We start from the raw sequence: 16,239 nt of genomic DNA, 5'->3' as shown, positions 1-16,239 counted from the left end.
GCGCCATCATTGCAGCAGCGTTTTAACACTGGCATTAACTACGACGGCGTACCGGCGATGAAAAACGGCGTGCCTCGGCAATATATCGGCGAGGCGCTTTTCTGCTGGGTGGATGGCGACGATGTGGCGCAGGCGTTGACGAGGTTTTCGATAATTTTCCGCAGATTGCGGGGAGAGAGCCGATGCGGCTAAGGGCGTTTATCCGCAAGCACCGCGACAGGCTGGCCTACTAAAACTCGCCGGCCAAAACCGGCGAATCGTCCGTTTCCCTCCCGCCGCGCCGTTACAGCATCCACTCGATCGGCAGCCAGCCGGCCACGATGAGAACGATGCGTTTTACCCAGCCGGCGCCGGGCTCTTGCTGATGGATCTCGGTGTGGCCGTCTTCGAAGGCTTCGTTCCAGACCATTTTGCCCGCGGGCGTCAGCGCCGGGCGATAGGCGGCGTACTCGAGCGGGCCATCAAACAGTTGGCGGGTGTCGGCCGCCAGCGTCGGGCTGTCGATCAAGAAGCCCATTTCGCAGTTCAGGTGCGCCGATCGCGGATCGAAATTGAACGAGCCGATAAACACCCGTTTATCGTCGATGGCGAAGGTTTTCGCGTGCAGCGCCGCGCCGGACAGCCCCAGCGGTTTGAGTTCCTGCCGCCCCGTCGGCTGGCCGGCGCGCAGCTTCAGCTCAAACAGCTCGACGCCCGCCTGCAGCAGTTCACGCCGGTATTTGGCGTAGCCGGCATGCACCACCAGCACGTCGGTGGTGTTCATCGCGTTGGTCAGCACGCGAATGGATTTTCCCTGTTTGGCGAGCGATTCAAAAAAGCTCGCCCCTTCCCGGCCCGGCACGAAATAGGCGGAGACCAGATCCAGTTGCCGGCCGACGCCGCCGATAATCTTGCTCAGCTGCGTCACCATCAAACGATCGCGCGAAGCCTTGCCCAGCCCTTTCGCCGGATCGTCGGCCACCAGCTCTACCTGGGTGAATTCCGGCTGGACGACGCCATCGCGAAAGCGCACCGCGCTGGTTTCCAGCTGCACCGCCAGTTTGCGGGTCCGTTCGCTGCTTTCGGTCGCGGTGGCCTGCGCCAGGAAGGCGGAAAGGTCGCCTTTGCCCCGGATAATCTGCTCAACGCCAAACACCGACGCGCTGTTCCAGTAGCGATCGAAGACCTCGGCGGTCTCCGCCACCACGTTGCCGACGCTCAGCACGTCGAGATCGAGGAAATAGTTTTCGTCGCCGACCTGGAAATACTCGTCGCCGATATTGCGGCCGCCGATGATCGCCACGGCGCCGTCGACGATATAAGACTTGTTATGCATGCGCCGGTTCATGCGCATAAAGTCAAAGGCGTAGCCGGCCAGCTTCGGCGTGCGCACGGTTGACGGGTTAAACAGGCGGATCTCGACGTTTTCCTGGGCGTTCAGCGCCGCCAGGGTCTCGTCCATGGCGACGCCGTTATCGTCCAGCAGCAGCCGCACGCGCACGCCGCGCTGAGCCGCGTCATACAGGGTTTTCAGCAGGATCTGCCCGGAGGTGTCGTTATGCCAGATGTAGTACTGGGCGTCGATCGACCTTTCCGCCATCCGCGCCAGCGCCAGGCGGCTGGCGAACGCATCGTGCCCGCTGGCCAGCGGCACCACGCCGCTCAGGCCCGGATGCGCCACCATCAGTTCGGCGGCGCGCGCCGGCAGCTGGGCGGCAGGATCCGCCGGCAATGCCGCCTGCGGCAGACGCTGGGAGATATTCGGCAAACGAAAGATGACTCTGGCCGCAATAATGGCGATCGTCACGGCGAGAATCAGATACACGACAATTTTTATCACGGGAAGCGGCCTCGGAGGTTGACTGCTTTGCTTTATACGTCATTAGGTTGCTTCAATCTATAGGAGAAGAGCGCTATGCCATAAGGCTATAGCGTAAAGCGCGAAGGCGAAACACCAAACAGTTTTTTGAACGCCACCGAATAGGCGCTGTGGCTCTCGTAACCGCTTTCGAAGGCGGCGTGGATGATCGAGTTGCCGGCCAACAGCAGCGGAATGGACGACAGCAGCCGCAGGCGCTGTTTCCACTGGCCGAAGGTGATGCCGGTTTGTTGGCTGAAATGGCGTTGAAAGGTCTTTGCGCTGATCGACAGTGAATCGGCCCAGGCTTCAATGCCGCGATCGTCGGCCGGCGTGATGACCAACTGCCGGCAAATCTCGGCCATTCTCGCCTCTGCCGGCCAAGGCAGGTGCAGCGCCAGCTGCGGCTGCAGGCTCAACTCCTCAAGGAACAACGCTCTGAGCAGCGCATTGCGTTGGGTCTCCGCCCCTTCGGGCGCCAGCGTCGCCAGCTGAGCGATCAGTTCTCGCAACAGCGGTGAGACCTGCAAGACGCCGTCGCGCAGCGGCAAACGCGCGGCGGTGATTTCATCGACCAAAATCCCGTAAACGCAGATGTTGCTCTGCATGACGATCTGATGCTCTACCCCCGGCCGCAACCAAACTGCGGTGGTGGGCGGCACGATCCAGCGCCCACTGCTCGCCTCGACCGCCATAACGCCCTGCTGCGAATAGAGCAAGTGGCAGCGCCTATGCGAGTGGTAAGGAATGACGAAGCCCGCCGGATAGTGTTTCACCAGCCCCGTCACCTCGAACGAGGAGTTTTCGTGGCTGCTGAGGTCGATGCGTTTCGTTTCGGCATTGTCGACTTCGAATCCCATGGCCGTTTGTCCCTTTTGATAACGCGAATGTCTTTTATTTGATAGAGGAGCCGCATGATCCTCCATATAGTGACGCTGTCGCAAGCCACACCAGGGGCCTTATGCGAAGAAACTCACTATTTACACCAAAATTTCATCGTTCTGCGTAAAACGCAGGCGTTGCGTATGCGCTGCGCAATGGCGGCTCGTTGCGGGGGCGACGCGGCCGAAAGTGATGGATAGGGAAAGCGCGGTGGCATAATCAGGAGGTATACGCATCAATCAGCAGGCAGCTCAGCCCGGGGGGGCGGCTTAATGCTGAAGGGATAGGGAGAGCGCCTAGGCTCTCCTCCATCCAGAGTTGTTATTTCATCAACGGGCCAACTCGGCGCCGTCCAGCTCGGAAATCGCCAGACAAATCACTTCCGTGATGGCCTGTACCGTATAGGCGGTATTGGCAGGAATGATTAACATCTCATGGGGTTGCAACGTCTGATCGTCAACCTTCAGTTCACCGCTCAGCACCATCAGTTTCACCCAGCCTGGATGAAAACGCGCCGGTTGTCGGCTGCCCGCATCCAGCTTCAGCAACGCCGTATGGCCAGGCGTTTCCCGTTTCAAAATATGAAAGTGTACCCCATCGTAAGGCATGTTTTCGTAATGCAGTGACGCCAGTGTTCTCTTATGCATGGTAAGTGTCCTCGTGACCTGTGAGTAGCTGCTCCGCCTTCGGTCGCCGTAAAAACGATTGGCGGCTGTCCCTACCGAAAGCACAGGCTCGCAGCCTCTTGGCGAACGGATTAACTGTCGTACTTGCAGCGGCCCGACCGACCGCCGTTTCATGCCTAACCTGCCTCAGGCATGCTACTAAATATATAAGAGCCTCGCCGACGGCGCAAAAAACCGCGGTTCTTATCATTTAATGATGCCCGAACCTCATTTCAAGTGTTACCGCCAAAGCCCCCATGCCGCCATTCAGACGGCATGGGACTGGCCCCCTGCTTTCGCCGCCGGGCGGCGCACTTTCCAGCCCTAGCCGTGGAGCGCCAGGCCTTTTATCGCCTTATCCACCGCTTTCTTCGGCCCGCGCAGCGCCAGGCCGACCAAATCCAGATTGTCCGCGTCTTCAGCGCGAAAAACCTGGCGGTTGGCTTCATCGTGCCCGGTCGCGAACATGGCGTGCACATAGGGGATCAGCGTTAATTCCCGCTCCAATCCTTTGCGATGCACATTTTGCAGGCCCGGCAGATCCGCGGCGAAAATCAGCATCGGCTGCCCGGAAATGGCGCCGTAGCGTCTGCCCTGCGCATCCACGTAACGCTCGCCGATGATTTCCGGGGCCGCGGCGGCGATGCCCGTCGCCAGAAAGGCCACCACGTTCAGCCGCTGCCAGGTTGGCAGATCGTCACGCACGATAAACGCTATCTTGGTATCAAACATATTTCGCTCTACTCCGTTGTGCTGTTAAACGCGCATCATCGGAGATGGCAAGTCAACGGTATAGAACGTTTGTGCACTGGCGTTGATAGGCCGCCGGCGATAATCGGTAGGCGCGCTGGAACCAGCGGCCCAAATGGCTCTGATCGGCAAAACCCACCTGCATGGCGACCTGCGCCGGTTCTTCCCCCTGCGCCAACAGCAAGCGTGCAGCCCGCAGCCTCAACCGAACCAAATAAGCGTGCGGCGACTGGCCGAAAGCCCGGGTGAACTGGCGAGTCAGGCGGAAACGATCCAGGCCGCACTGAAGAGCAAGTTCATCCAGGCTGGGATTATCCGCCATATGTGCATGCAAGTAGTCCCGCAAGCGATTCATCTCAATTAAAGCGTCATCGCTTTGGGAAGTTGGCCGAACGCGAATATGCCGTGCCAAAAGCGTCAGCAGTTGCTCCAGGCTTTGATCGCGCGCCAGCCGGCCTTCCCCCTGATGCAACGCAAAAAACGCCTGGTGGATCGCGGTCGCCAGCATCGGATCGTCGGTCAACGTGCTGTGGAAGGCGCCTTCCAGCACCGAAGCGTCCCCCAATCCGCGGCGGCTCATCGCGTCGGAGACCCAGCGCTGCGGCAGATAAAGCATCGCATAGGTAAACCCCTCGGCCTGCGGCGCATGGCCATCGTGCACCGCGCCCGGCTCGATCAGCATGGCGCGCCCCGGCCGGCTGGTATGCAGCGAGCGGTGGCAATGGAAACGCTGCAAGCCCTGCTGCGTGACGCCCACCAGCATTTCATCATGATCGTGAGGATCGTAGGCATGACCCTGAAAGTGAGCGTTGACGCTCTCAATACCGGTTTCGTCATCGCGTCGCAATTCGAGCCAGTCTTTATGTTGATGATTTGACGCCATGCAATCAGTCCGGAGTTCTGCTCACAGGAAAAGAAAAAACAGCTTACCCTGACACCGCCGCGGTTGCACGCTCACAGCTCGCAGATGGCGTAAGTGCCCTTTCCGGCCGATTTCGCCTGATACATCGCGCCGTCGGCGCGGGTCAGCAGCATCTCCTCCGTCACATCGCCGCGTGGGGAAATGGCCGCGCCGATGCTGGCGGAAAGCCGTACCTTCTGCGGCCCGATCTGCGTAATTGTGGCCAGTTGCGCCAACACGTTTTCGCAAAACTCGCTGACCTCGCGCCGCGGATCCGTCAACGGCCACAGGATCACCGTGAACTCGTCACCGGCCAGACGCGAGACGCTGTGGCGCTCGCCGGCGCAGGCGCTGAGCAACGTGGCGAAAGTTTTCAGGATCGCGTCGCCGAAGTCATGGCCATAGCTGTCGTTAAGGGTTTTGAAGCCGTCGAGATCGATAAACAGCAGCGCCATCTGCCGCTGATGGCAACAGGCCTGCAGCGTGCCCGACAACCGGCGCAGAAACGCACGGCGGTTGGTCAATCCGGTCAGCATGTCGTGGGTCGCGTCATATTCCAGCCGCTGCTGCAGCCGCTTCAGTTCGGTGATGTCCATGGCGAGAATGTAAAAGCCCTGCGCTTCGCACGGCACCAGCGTGGTGTGGATCATCAGCAGCCCCTGCCGGGTCTGCAGCTCATTCTCAAAACTCACCATTTCGCCCGCGAGGGCCCGTTCGATCATCGGTTTTGCTATCCGATAGACGCTTTCCCCCATGAAATCGCGCACCGTCATCCCCCTGAGGCTGGACTCCTCCAGACCGAACCAGGTTTTGTAGGCGCTGTTGGCGAACAGGTAGCGTTCATTGCCGTCGATCTGGCTGATTAAGGCCGGCATGTTGTCGGTAATGGCGCGCAGACGCTCCTTCTCCGCACTGAGCTGATATTCGGCGAGCACGCGGGTTTCAATCTCTTCGTTGAGTTTTTTGACCACCACGTTCAGCTCCCGCGTGCGGGTTTCGACGCGTTCCTCCAGCTCATGCTGCAACGCGAACAGATCGGCCTCGGCCGCCTTGCGCTCGCTGATATCGACGATAACCGAGATGAAATGGTCCGGTTTGCCGTTCGGCAAGCGATTGAGCGCCACCGTCAGCTGCACCCAAACGATCGAGCCGTCGGCGCGGAAATAGCGTTTTTCCATCGAGTAGGTGCTGATTTCATTTTTCAACAGCTGCTGCAGCTTTTCCAGGTCGGTATTGAGATCGAGCGGATAGGTAATGTCCTGGAAGGTGCGATCCATCAGCTCGCGCTCGGAATAGTGCAACATTTCGCAGATGCGCGGGTTCACCCGCAGCCAATACCCCTGCAGCGAAACCAGCGCCATCCCTACCGCCGCCTGGGCGAAGGTCTGTTCGAACAGGGCCTCCGTGCGCTGCAGGTCGGACTTCAGGTTTTCGGTATAGACGTGGCGCTCAATACTCTGCAGATACTCCTCCACCACGGCGGCGAAATCATGCAGATCGGCCAGTTGTTCCGGGGAAAACGGCTGCGGGTGGCTGTCGATAATGCACAGGGTGCCGAGCGGCAGCCCGTCGAGCGACAGCAGCGGCTGCCCGACGTAGAAACCGATCCTCGGCCCGCCGATCACCAGCGGATTATCGAAAAAGCGCGGGTCGTTGGCGGTATCGGGCACCACCAGCGCTTCGCGTTGCAAGATCGCATGGCCGCAAAACGAGATATTGCGCGGCGTTTCCCGGGCATCCAGACCGTAGCGCGATAAAAACCATTGGCGATCCCGGTCGATCAGCGACACCAGCGCAATGGTCACGCCGAAGTATTTCGCCGCCAGCCGCGTGATGCGATCCAGTTTTTCCACCGAGTTTGAATCCAGCACGTTCAGCGAATTCAATACCGACAGGCGTTCGGCTTCGTTTTCGGGGAAGCAGGGTTCGAGCATGTTGTCTCCCATTGTGTCACCCACGGATCCGGCGCAGCCAGCCGGCGTGAGTCCGTTCGCCCTATCCGTCGGTCAGCGACAAATATCCTTGTCCATCATAGACTCACTCAGTATCAATCCGATTGCGCATTCTCGCCAGCTTTGCCGGACGTTGCGTTTACCCCCGCGCTGCGCTACAGTCGTTCACAAGGTGATGGTGTTCCACCTTTCCCAACCGCCGCGTTCACTCGAACCGGATGATGACGCCTGATATACAACTTCGCTTTATTTTTTAGGCAGGTATGTCAGGAGTCGCTATGAATGAAATCTCACGTCTTACCCCTTTTCCGTTCCAGCCCGATGCCGTCGCGCGGGAAATGCCCCTGTACGTTTTCGGCCATAAAAATCCCGACAGCGACAGCATCTGCAGCGCGCTGGTGGTCGCGGACTGGCTCAATCACCTAGGCAAACCGGCCGTGGCTTTCCGCCTAGGCGACCTCACGCCGGAAACCCGCTACATACTGGCTGCCGCCGGCGTACAAGCACCTGCGCTGCTGACAGACGATCTCCGTGACCGCAAAGTCTGGCTGGTCGACTTTACCGATATCGAACAAGGCCCGGCCTCATTGCCCGACAGCGACGTGGTCGGCGTTATCGACCATCACCGGCTGGGCACGTTAGTCACCCGCAACCCGCCCGATGTCTGGGTGCGCGCCGTCGGCTGTTGCGCCACCGTGATCCTGCAGATCCTGACGGCAGAAAGGCCGATGCCACTTAGCGCCGCGCAGGCCACTCTGCTGCTGGGCGCCATCCTGAGCGACACCGTCGCGCTCAGTGCGCCGACCACCACGGAACAGGATCGGCTGGCGGTCACCCGGTTGCGCGCAATCTCTCACGTCGACTATGACGCTTTCATCGCCGGGCTGCTGGCCGCCAAAACCGATCTCTCCGGGCAATCCGCCCCGCAGTTGCTGCAGCGCGACGCCAAGAATTACCGCATCCATACCGTTTCGCTGCTGCTGTCGCAGATAGAAGTGCGGGCCATGAGCGACATCGATCCGCTGTTGCCCGCGCTGCAACAGGCGCTCGAGCAGGCGAAGCAGGAAACCGGGCTGGAGATGACTGCGCTATTGGTCACCGATATCACCCGCCGCCGCTCCACCCTGTATTTCTCATCGAACCGAGTGCTCGGCATTCGTCAGGTATCGCTGCCCGATATGACGAGCCGGAAAAAAGAGGTTTTACCGTGGTTAACCCTCCAGATCGCTAACGCAGGGAGATAAGTCATGCCGCTCTATCAACATGCTTTACTGCTGGTGCAGGATGAACGCGACGGCCGGCTGCTGTTGCGCCATGCCGAACGCCTCAATCAGCAGATGAATACGCGCATTACCGTGGCGCACATCAGCGCCGACTATGCCGAGCTGGACTACCTCAGCGATTCACTGACCAAAGATCGCCAGTCCAGCGAGGTGATCGCCACCAAAGCCATGCTCAGCCGCCTGGTGGAAGACAGCGCAGTCCCGCTGGAGGTGCGCGCAATTGTCAGCATCCATCGCTTCAAAGACGTCGAAGCTCTGATTGCCTGCGAAGGCGTCGATCTGTTGCTACTCGGCCATCAGAACCGTCCGTTTGGCGTCTTTGCCTCCTTCGGTTTCGAATTCATCAACCATTTGTCGATCGACGTGCTGATAAAGCACGTGCCTACTCCCTAGAATGAGGTGATCATCCATGAGCTATGAGATTGAAAACGTAACCGCCAGAGAGATCCTGGATTCGCGCGGCAACCCGACCGTCGAAGTCGACATGAGCGCGGGGGGCGTCGTGGCCCGGGCTTCGGTGCCTTCGGGAGCCAGCACCGGCTCGCGCGAGGCGGTGGAGCACCGCGACGGCGATCCGCACCGTTTCGGCGGCAAAGGCGTACTGGAGGCGGTACACAGCGTCAAAACGGCGATCAATGAGGCGCTACTCGGGGTGGATGTGCGCCAACAGGCGGAGATTGACCGCCGGCTGATCGCGCTGGACGGCAGCGAGAACAAGAGCCGATTGGGGGCCAACGCCCTGCTCGGCGTTTCTCTGGCCGCCGCCCGCCTCGCGGCGCAATTGTCGCAGCTGCCGCTGTATCGTTATCTGGGCGGCATCGGCGCCAACCTGCTGCCGGTGCCCTGCATGAATATCATCAACGGCGGCGTGCACGCCCGGTGGCAAGGGGCGGACTTTCAGGAATTTATGATAGCCCCCCTGGGCGCGCCGTCGCTGCGCGAGGCCGTGCGCTGGGGCAGTGAAGTTTATCAGGCGCTGCGCCAAATCCTGTTGGAAAAAGGCCTGTCGGTCGGCGTCGGCGACGAAGGCGGTTTCGCGCCGGCGGTCGCCTCAAATCGCCAGCCGCTCGAGCTGATCGTGCAGGCGATAGAAAAAGCCGGCTACCGGCCGGGAGAAGATATCGCGATCTGCATGGATCCGGCCTCGAGCGAATTCTACGCCGACGGCAAGTACCGTCTGCGCAGCGAGAACCTCGAGTTGGACGCAGCCCAGATGACGGCCTATTACCAACGGCTGGTGCAGGACTTCCCCATCGTGCTGATTGAAGACGGCTTGGCCGAAGACGATTGGGCCGGCTGGCGTATTCTGAGCGATGCCCTGGGCGACCAGGTGGAGCTGGTCGGCGACGATCTGTTCGTCACCAACGTGAAATACATCCAGCGCGGGATTGATGAACGGTTGGCCAATGCGGCGCTGATCAAGCTGAACCAGATCGGCACGCTGAGCGAAACCTTCGCCGCCGTACAGCTCTGCCAGGCGAACGGCTGGAGCACCTTTATCTCGCACCGCAGCGGTGAAACCGTCGACAGCTTTATCGCCGACATGACGGTCGCGATGCGAGCCGGCCATCTGAAAACCGGCGCGCCGAGCCGCGGCGAGCGCATCGAAAAATACAATCAGCTGATGCGCATCGAAGACCAGTTGGGCGCCGCGGCGGTGTATGCCGGGCGTTCCGCCTTTAAACGCCGCTAAGCTTTGCCGGCCGGGCCGGCGATGCGTCGGCCTGTTTTTCGCCCTTGGCTTGGCACAGCCCGGCGACACCGGACGCCAATAAGGTCAGCCGGGTCGTCAACAAGGTTTCTCGTTGTTCATTCAGCGTGGCCATCATCAGCTCGATCTCCGCCAGCCGTTCATCGACGCCACGTATCAACCCATCCTCATAAGCGCTGCCCTGCAGCGCCAGCACGCGTTGGATCGCCTGCAGCGAAAACCCCAAATTTTGGCCGATTTGGATCAGGTGCAATCGCTCCAGCGCGCTATCGCTGTAGACCCGATAACCGTTGACGCCGCGCACCGGTTTCGGCAGCAGCCCCAGCTGCTCGTAGTAGCGTATCGCCGAGGCGGCCACGCCGGCGCGCTGCGCCAATTCTCCGATCTTCATGCCCTATTGACCTTAAAGTTAACTTTAAACCTAGTATAGCGCCATTCCCCGTACGACAGGAGCGCAAACCGATGTTTACCCCACTGACACTGCCCAACGGCAGCCGTTTATCCAACCGTCTGGCCAAGGCGGCGATGGAAGAAAATCTGGCCGCCCCGGGCCAATTGCCCGGCCCGGCGCTGTGGCGCTTATACCGCTACTGGGCCGAAGGCGGCGCCGGCTTGATCATCACCGGCAACGTGATGATCGACGGCCGCGCCATGACCGGCCCCGGCGGTGTGGTGCTGGAACAGGACACGCCGCTCGCCCCGTTCGAAACCTGGGCCAAGGCCGCGCGCCAGGGCGGCGCGCAGGTGTGGATGCAGCTTAACCACCCGGGCCGGCAGGTGATGGCGAACATGGGCGGTAACGCGTGGGCGCCCTCCGCCATCCCGCTGGCGATGGGCAAGCACAGCAAGCTGTTCGCCCAGCCGCAGGCGATGGATGAAGCGCAGATCGCCGAGGTGATCGCGCGCTTCGCCGCCAGCGCGCACGCCGCCGAACAGGCCGGTTTTACCGGCGTGGAGATCCACGCGGCGCACGGCTATCTGATTTCCCAGTTTCTCTCGCCGCTGACCAACCAGCGCAACGATCGCTGGGGCGGCGAGTTGGCGAACCGCGCCCGGTTGCTGCTGGAAGTAGTGCGTGCGGTGCGCGAGCGCGTCTCGCCGGAATTTTGCGTGGCGGTCAAACTGAATTCCGCCGATTTCCAGCGCGGCGGTTTTTCATCGGACGATGCCCGCCAGGTGGTGCTGATGTTGAACGAGTTGCCGGTCGATCTGATCGAACTGTCCGGCGGCAGCTACGAAAGCCCGGCGATGCAAGGCGACACGGCGGACGGCCGCACTCTGGCGCGCGAAGCCTATTTTCTGACCTTCGCCCGCGATCTTGCCGCCGTCGCGCGCATGCCGGTGATGACCACCGGCGGCATCGCCCGCCCGTCGGTGGCGCAGCGGGTGCTGGACAGCGGCGTCGCGGTCGTCGGCATCGCTACCGCCATGGCGGAAGTGCCCGATCTGCCGCGGCGCTGGCAAACCGGCGCGGCCCCCCATGCGCTGCCTGCCCCGGTCACCTGGCGCAGCAAGGTGATGGCGTCGCTCGCCCGCATGGCGTTGGTCAAGCGCCGGATGCGCGCGTTGAGTGACGATCGGCCGCGCAATGTGCGCTACTCGCCGCTGTTCACGCTGGTCGTCGATCAGTGGCGTACCCGCCGTATCCTGCAGCGTTACCACGCCTGGTTACAGCAACGTTAATGACCGCGGCGCCGGCAAACACGCCGGCGGCCGCACAAAAATCCCGCTTTTTTGATCGCGCTACGTAAAATCTGCAAGAAATCACCGCTCTGGATACTGCGCTTTTAACGCTCGGCTGCTTATATTCATCACAAATTTTGTGTATATAACCGCTTTAGGACTTAAGGTGGTGAATAGATGAAAATAAGCCGCTATTTTCTATTTATGTTATTAATCGGAAATTCACCTTAATAATAAATGCATTAAAGAAGCAGCCAAAGGAAAGCAGAAAAGCATTTTTACGCAATGTTAAAGAAATGTTGTTTTTTGCCGGCAAAACCAACGGTCAACAAATCAACAACATATTGATGAGCCTAAGAAAAAACTAAACAATTCAAAACAAAATCGGCTATTGAGTCCCAGGCGAAAAAGCCATATATTGGTCGCGCTTTTCACAAGGCAGTTACTTTTCTAATTCATTAATTCAATCGTTGCGTCTTGAGACCTTCGGTTGTAGGAGAGATATGATGACGGATAAAGTCCGTATTGATACTTTAGTTGCAAACTCATTAAACGGAAACAATGAAACCTATTTGGCGCGCCAAGCCGAATTTGAGTCGAATGTTAGGAGTTATCCGCGCAAATTGCCGTTGGCAATTGCGAAAGCCCAGGGCGTTTGGATCACTGATGTTGAGAATAATCAATATCTTGATTGCCTGGCCGGGGCGGGAACGTTGGCTCTTGGACATAATCACCCCGACGTCCTGCAAAGCATCCAAAATGTCATTACCAGCGGCTTGCCGTTACATACTCTCGATCTCACGACCCCGTTAAAAGATCGTTTCTCCGATTACCTGCTCTCTCTGTTGCCGGGCGAAGGCAAAGAATATTGCCTGCAGTTCTGCGGCCCGTCCGGCGCCGATGCGGTGGAAGCCGCGCTGAAGCTGGCGAAAAAGCACACCGGCCGTTCCGGCGTGATCAGCTTCTCCGGCGGCTATCACGGCATGACCCACGGCGCGCTGTCGGTCACCGGCAACCTGTCGCCGAAGGCGGCGATCAACGGCATGATGCCGGAAGTGCAGTTCATGCCTTACCCGCATGAATACCGCTGCCCGCTGGGCATCGGCGGCGAAGCCGGCGTCAAGGCGCTGACCTACTACTTCGACAACCTGATCAACGACGTGGAAAGCGGCGTGCGCAAACCGGCGGCGGTGATCCTGGAAGCCGTTCAGGGCGAAGGCGGCGTTAACCCGGCGCCGGCCGAGTGGCTGCAGCGCATCCGCAAAGTGACGCAGGAGCATGGTATTCTGCTGATCATCGACGAAGTTCAGGCCGGTTTCGCCCGTACGGGCAAGCTGTTCGCCTTCGAACACGCGGGCATCGAGCCGGACATCATCGTGATGTCGAAAGCGGTCGGCGGCGGCTTGCCGCTCGCGGTGCTGGGCATCAAGAAAGAGTTCGACGCCTGGGAACCGGGTCACCACACCGGCACCTTCCGCGGCAACCAGCTGGCGATGGCCACCGGCCTGACCACCCTGCAATACCTGAAAGAGCACCAGGTCGCCGACAAAGTGGCCGCTCAGGGCGAGTGGCTGAAAGGCAAACTGGCCGAGCTGCAGAAACGGTATCCGGTGATCGGTCACGTCCGCGGCCTGGGCCTGATGATCGGCATCGAGATCGTCAAGCCGAACGAAGCGCAGGATCACATGGGCTGCTACCCGGCCGATGGCGAGCTGTCCGCGCTGCTGCAGAAAAAGTGCTTCGAATCCGGTTTGATCCTGGAGCGCGGCGGGCGCAACGGCTGCGTGCTGCGTCTGCTGCCTTCCCTGCTGATCACCAACGATGAGCTGGGTATTTTCCTGGATAAATTTGAGCAGGCGCTGTTGGCCGCCGGCGTCAAGCCAGTCTGATTGGAGCGAATGACCGCGATGTCCAAGTTAAACCCGATTCTGGCTTCCTCGGCGCACAGCGCCGAGGCTTACCGCCAGGCGATCGCGCAGAGCAGTGAAGCCGTCGTGCAGTGGCTGCAACAGCCCGAGATGTATCAGGGCAAAAGCGTTGCCGAACTGCGCGAGCGCATCAAGCTCGACTTCACCCCGCAAGGCCTGGGCAACCAGGCGGCGATCGATCGCGCCATCGAGTACTTTTTGAAAGACAGCCTGTCGGTGCACCACCCGCAGTGCGTGGCGCACCTGCACTGCCCGAGCCTGGTGATAAGCCAGGCCGCCGAAGTGCTGATCAACGCCACCAACCAGAGCATGGATTCCTGGGATCAGAGCCCGTCGGCCACGCTGATCGAAATGAAGCTGATCGAATGGTTGCGCGCCCAGGTTGGTTACCAGCCCGGCGACGCCGGGGTGTTCACCAGCGGCGGTACCCAGAGCAACCTGATGGGGCTGATGCTGGCGCGCGATGCATTCTTCGCGCGTCAGGGCCACTCCGTGCAGCAGGACGGCCTGGTGGGCGATCTGCGCAAGCTGAAGGTGTTCTGTTCTGAAAATGCCCACTTCTCGGTGCAGAAGAACATGGCGCTGATGGGCCTCGGCTATCAATCCGTCACCCTGGTGAAAACCGATCGCTTCGCCCGCATGGACGTGAACGATCTGGCGGAAAAACTGGCGCAGGCCAAGGCCAACGGCGAGCAGGTGATGGCGATTGTCGCTACCGCCGGCACCACCGACGCCGGTGCCATTGACCCGCTGCGCGACATCGCGCGGCTGGCGGCGCAGCAGCAGATTTGGGTGCACGTGGATGCGGCCTGGGGCGGCGCGCTGCTGCTTTCCGAGCAGTACCGCGACTACCTCGACGGCCTGGAACTGGTGGACTCCATTACCCTGGACTTCCACAAGCAGTTCTTCCAGACCATCAGCTGCGGCGCCTTCCTGCTGAAAGACGAGCGTCACTATGAGCTGATGCGCTATCAGGCGGCCTACCTGAACTCCGAGTTCGACGAAGCGCAAGGCGTGCCGAACCTGGTGTCCAAGTCGCTGCAGACCACCCGCCGCTTCGATGCGTTGAAGCTGTGGATGGGGCTGGAGGCGCTGGGGCAGAAGCAATACGCCGAGATCATCGATCATGGCGTGACGCTGGCGCAACAGGTAGCGCGTTACATCGCCGATCAGGAATCGCTGGAACTGGTGATGCAGCCACAGCTGGCCAGCGTGCTGTTCCGCTACCGTCCGGCGCAGCTGGCGGCGAACGGCGACGCGGCCGTCGCCTTGTTCAACCAGCGCATCGGCGACGCCCTGCTGGAATCGGGCCGCGCCAACGTCGGCGTGACCGAGTTCGATGGCGTAACCTGCCTGAAGATGACGCTGCTGAACCCGATCGTGACGCTGGAAGACATCAAGCTGTTGCTGGCGCTGGTCGAGAAAACCGCGCAGCAGCTGCCGGCGTAACGTCGCGCAGTCTGCCACTCAAGCCGATAACATACGTTATCGGCTTTTTTATTGCTCATCAGATCGCAGGAGACGCAGCGTTTACGCTGATATACTGCATCAAACGCCTTCTCTCATTCCAGCGCCACAGGATACGCACGCATGACCGACCCTGATTTCAACCTGTTGATCGCGCTCGATGCGCTGCTGACGGCGGGCAGCGTCGTCGGCGCGGCGCGGCGTCTCGGTTTAAGCGCTTCGGCGATGAGCCGCACCCTCAACCGGCTGCGCGCGGCCACCGGCGATCCCCTGCTCGTGCGCGCCGGCCGTCATATGGTGCTTACGCCCTATGCCGAAAAGCTGCGCGAGCGGACGCGAAATACGGCATTCGAAGCCCGTGCGCTGCTGCGCCCGGCGCAGGGAGCATTAGATCCCGCCGAGCTGGATCGTACCTTCACGCTGCGCGCCAACGACGGCTTCGTCGAAGCCTTCGGCCCGGCGCTGATCGCCGCCGCTGCCGAACAGGCGCCGCGGGTGCGGCTGCGCTTTGCGCCCAAGCCGGAGAAAAGCGACCGCCCGCTGCGTGAAGGGCTGGTCGATCTGGAGATAGGCGTGCTGGGTGACATGGGCCCGGAAATCCGCCTGCAGGCGCTGTTTCGCGATCGCTTCGTCGGGGTGATAAGAAGCGCGCATCCCTTGGCGCCGCAGCGGGAAATCGGCGCCGCCGACTATGCCGCCTGCGGCCACGTGGTGGCCTCGCGCAGCGGGCGCATTCTCGGGCCGGTAGACGCCGCGCTGGCGGAGCTGGGGCTGACGCGCCAGATTGCCGCCGTGGTGCCGAGTTTTCCGGCCGCGCTGGCGGTGGCGCAGGCCTCGAACCTGCTGGCGCTGTTGCCCGCCTCCTTCCTGCACGCTCAACCTGCCGACGGCCCGCTGCGCGTCTTCGAGCTGCCGGTGAAAACGCCGCCTATCACCGTGTCGCAAATGTGGCACCCGCGCCTGGACGCCGAGGCGGATCACCGCTGGCTGCGGCAATTGGTGCTGTCGGTCTGTCGCCAGCGCGTGCAGGAACCGTTTCGCGAATAGTGACAATGTCACTAGATTTTGCATTACTGACGTCGAGTGATCCAGCCAACGGTAAAGCCCCCATACCCTGAGGGTTGTTCCCCCTCGCGCGATGGGAGAACATAGCGTTCACGATGCCTGACTCAGTGAAACG

15 protein-coding genes and 1 riboswitch are annotated in these 16,239 nt (G+C 60.7%); of the genes, 8 read left to right on the top strand and 7 right to left on the bottom strand.

The features are described from left to right. Positions 1-9 precede the first annotated feature (9 nt). Complete coding sequence (locus tag ACJ8IN_RS06010) at positions 10-192, top strand: hypothetical protein (protein ID WP_060420738.1); 183 nt, start codon at positions 10-12, stop codon at positions 190-192. A gap of 91 nt (positions 193-283) precedes the next feature. Here ACJ8IN_RS06010 and ACJ8IN_RS06005 read toward each other — a convergent pair whose 3' ends face one another. The 6 genes from ACJ8IN_RS06005 to ACJ8IN_RS05980 all read right to left on the bottom strand — a co-directional run bounded on the left by ACJ8IN_RS06005 (position 284) and on the right by ACJ8IN_RS05980 (position 6,969). Next, on the bottom strand, positions 284-1,819 hold the full coding sequence (locus ACJ8IN_RS06005; protein WP_308325720.1) for a phospholipase D family protein: 1,536 nt from the start codon (positions 1,817-1,819) through the stop codon (positions 284-286). Positions 1,820-1,905: 86 nt separating this feature from the next. Next, positions 1,906-2,697, bottom strand: coding sequence for an AraC family transcriptional regulator (locus tag ACJ8IN_RS06000; RefSeq protein ID WP_060420732.1), 792 nt, complete (start codon positions 2,695-2,697; stop codon positions 1,906-1,908). Positions 2,698-3,048: 351 nt separating this feature from the next. Further along, positions 3,049-3,366, bottom strand: a complete 318-nt coding sequence (locus tag ACJ8IN_RS05995; RefSeq protein ID WP_015377878.1) for a cupin domain-containing protein — start codon at positions 3,364-3,366, stop codon at positions 3,049-3,051. Between the two features lie 342 nt (positions 3,367-3,708). Next, a complete protein-coding gene (locus ACJ8IN_RS05990; RefSeq protein ID WP_033653160.1) occupies positions 3,709-4,116 on the bottom strand; it encodes a DUF2000 domain-containing protein in 408 nt (135 codons plus the stop codon). A 52-nt stretch (positions 4,117-4,168) separates the two neighbouring features. Then, a complete protein-coding gene (locus tag ACJ8IN_RS05985; protein ID WP_161764380.1) occupies positions 4,169-5,017 on the bottom strand; it encodes an AraC family transcriptional regulator in 849 nt (282 codons plus the stop codon). 71 nt (positions 5,018-5,088) lie between these two features. Next, entirely contained in the window at positions 5,089-6,969 is a 1,881-nt protein-coding gene (locus ACJ8IN_RS05980; RefSeq protein ID WP_033634542.1) for a diguanylate cyclase domain-containing protein, read from the bottom strand. 180 nt (positions 6,970-7,149) lie between these two features. Further along, positions 7,150-7,225: riboswitch (Fluoride riboswitch) on the top strand. Between the two features lie 40 nt (positions 7,226-7,265). Between ACJ8IN_RS05980 and ACJ8IN_RS05975 the strand changes: the two genes are divergently transcribed. Genes ACJ8IN_RS05975 through eno form a run of 3 tightly spaced genes read left to right on the top strand, consistent with a single transcriptional unit; the run spans position 7,266 to position 9,963 of the window. Further along, entirely contained in the window at positions 7,266-8,231 is a 966-nt protein-coding gene (locus ACJ8IN_RS05975; RefSeq protein ID WP_308325719.1) for a DHHA2 domain-containing protein, read from the top strand. A gap of 3 nt (positions 8,232-8,234) precedes the next feature. Next, positions 8,235-8,663, top strand: a complete 429-nt coding sequence (locus ACJ8IN_RS05970) for a hypothetical protein (protein WP_060420721.1) — start codon at positions 8,235-8,237, stop codon at positions 8,661-8,663. 16 nt (positions 8,664-8,679) lie between these two features. Continuing rightward, positions 8,680-9,963, top strand: coding sequence for a phosphopyruvate hydratase (gene eno, locus ACJ8IN_RS05965; RefSeq protein WP_308325718.1), 1,284 nt, complete (start codon positions 8,680-8,682; stop codon positions 9,961-9,963). Here eno and ACJ8IN_RS05960 read toward each other — a convergent pair. Further along, on the bottom strand, positions 9,950-10,372 hold the full coding sequence (locus ACJ8IN_RS05960) for a MerR family transcriptional regulator (RefSeq protein ID WP_060420715.1): 423 nt from the start codon (positions 10,370-10,372) through the stop codon (positions 9,950-9,952). The genes eno and ACJ8IN_RS05960 overlap by 14 nt on opposite strands. A gap of 71 nt (positions 10,373-10,443) precedes the next feature. On the opposite strand from ACJ8IN_RS05960, the gene ACJ8IN_RS05955 reads away from it, so the two are divergent. The 4 genes from ACJ8IN_RS05955 to ACJ8IN_RS05940 all read left to right on the top strand — a co-directional run bounded on the left by ACJ8IN_RS05955 (position 10,444) and on the right by ACJ8IN_RS05940 (position 16,106). Continuing rightward, positions 10,444-11,664, top strand: coding sequence for an NADH:flavin oxidoreductase/NADH oxidase family protein (locus ACJ8IN_RS05955; protein ID WP_060420712.1), 1,221 nt, complete (start codon positions 10,444-10,446; stop codon positions 11,662-11,664). 506 nt (positions 11,665-12,170) lie between these two features. Continuing rightward, positions 12,171-13,553, top strand: a complete 1,383-nt coding sequence (locus ACJ8IN_RS05950; protein ID WP_072010260.1) for a diaminobutyrate--2-oxoglutarate transaminase — start codon at positions 12,171-12,173, stop codon at positions 13,551-13,553. A gap of 18 nt (positions 13,554-13,571) precedes the next feature. Further along, on the top strand, positions 13,572-15,041 hold the full coding sequence (locus ACJ8IN_RS05945; protein ID WP_033638493.1) for a pyridoxal phosphate-dependent decarboxylase family protein: 1,470 nt from the start codon (positions 13,572-13,574) through the stop codon (positions 15,039-15,041). 141 nt (positions 15,042-15,182) lie between these two features. Next, on the top strand, positions 15,183-16,106 hold the full coding sequence (locus ACJ8IN_RS05940; RefSeq protein WP_308325717.1) for a LysR family transcriptional regulator: 924 nt from the start codon (positions 15,183-15,185) through the stop codon (positions 16,104-16,106). Positions 16,107-16,239: the final 133 nt, after the last annotated feature.

It is taken from the genome of Serratia sp. CY31944, from assembly GCF_052169175.1.
GTDB lineage: Bacteria > Pseudomonadota > Gammaproteobacteria > Enterobacterales > Enterobacteriaceae > Serratia > Serratia sarumanii.
The sequence above is the reverse complement of the archived record's forward strand: the minus strand, read 5'-3'. Positions and strand labels throughout refer to the sequence as shown.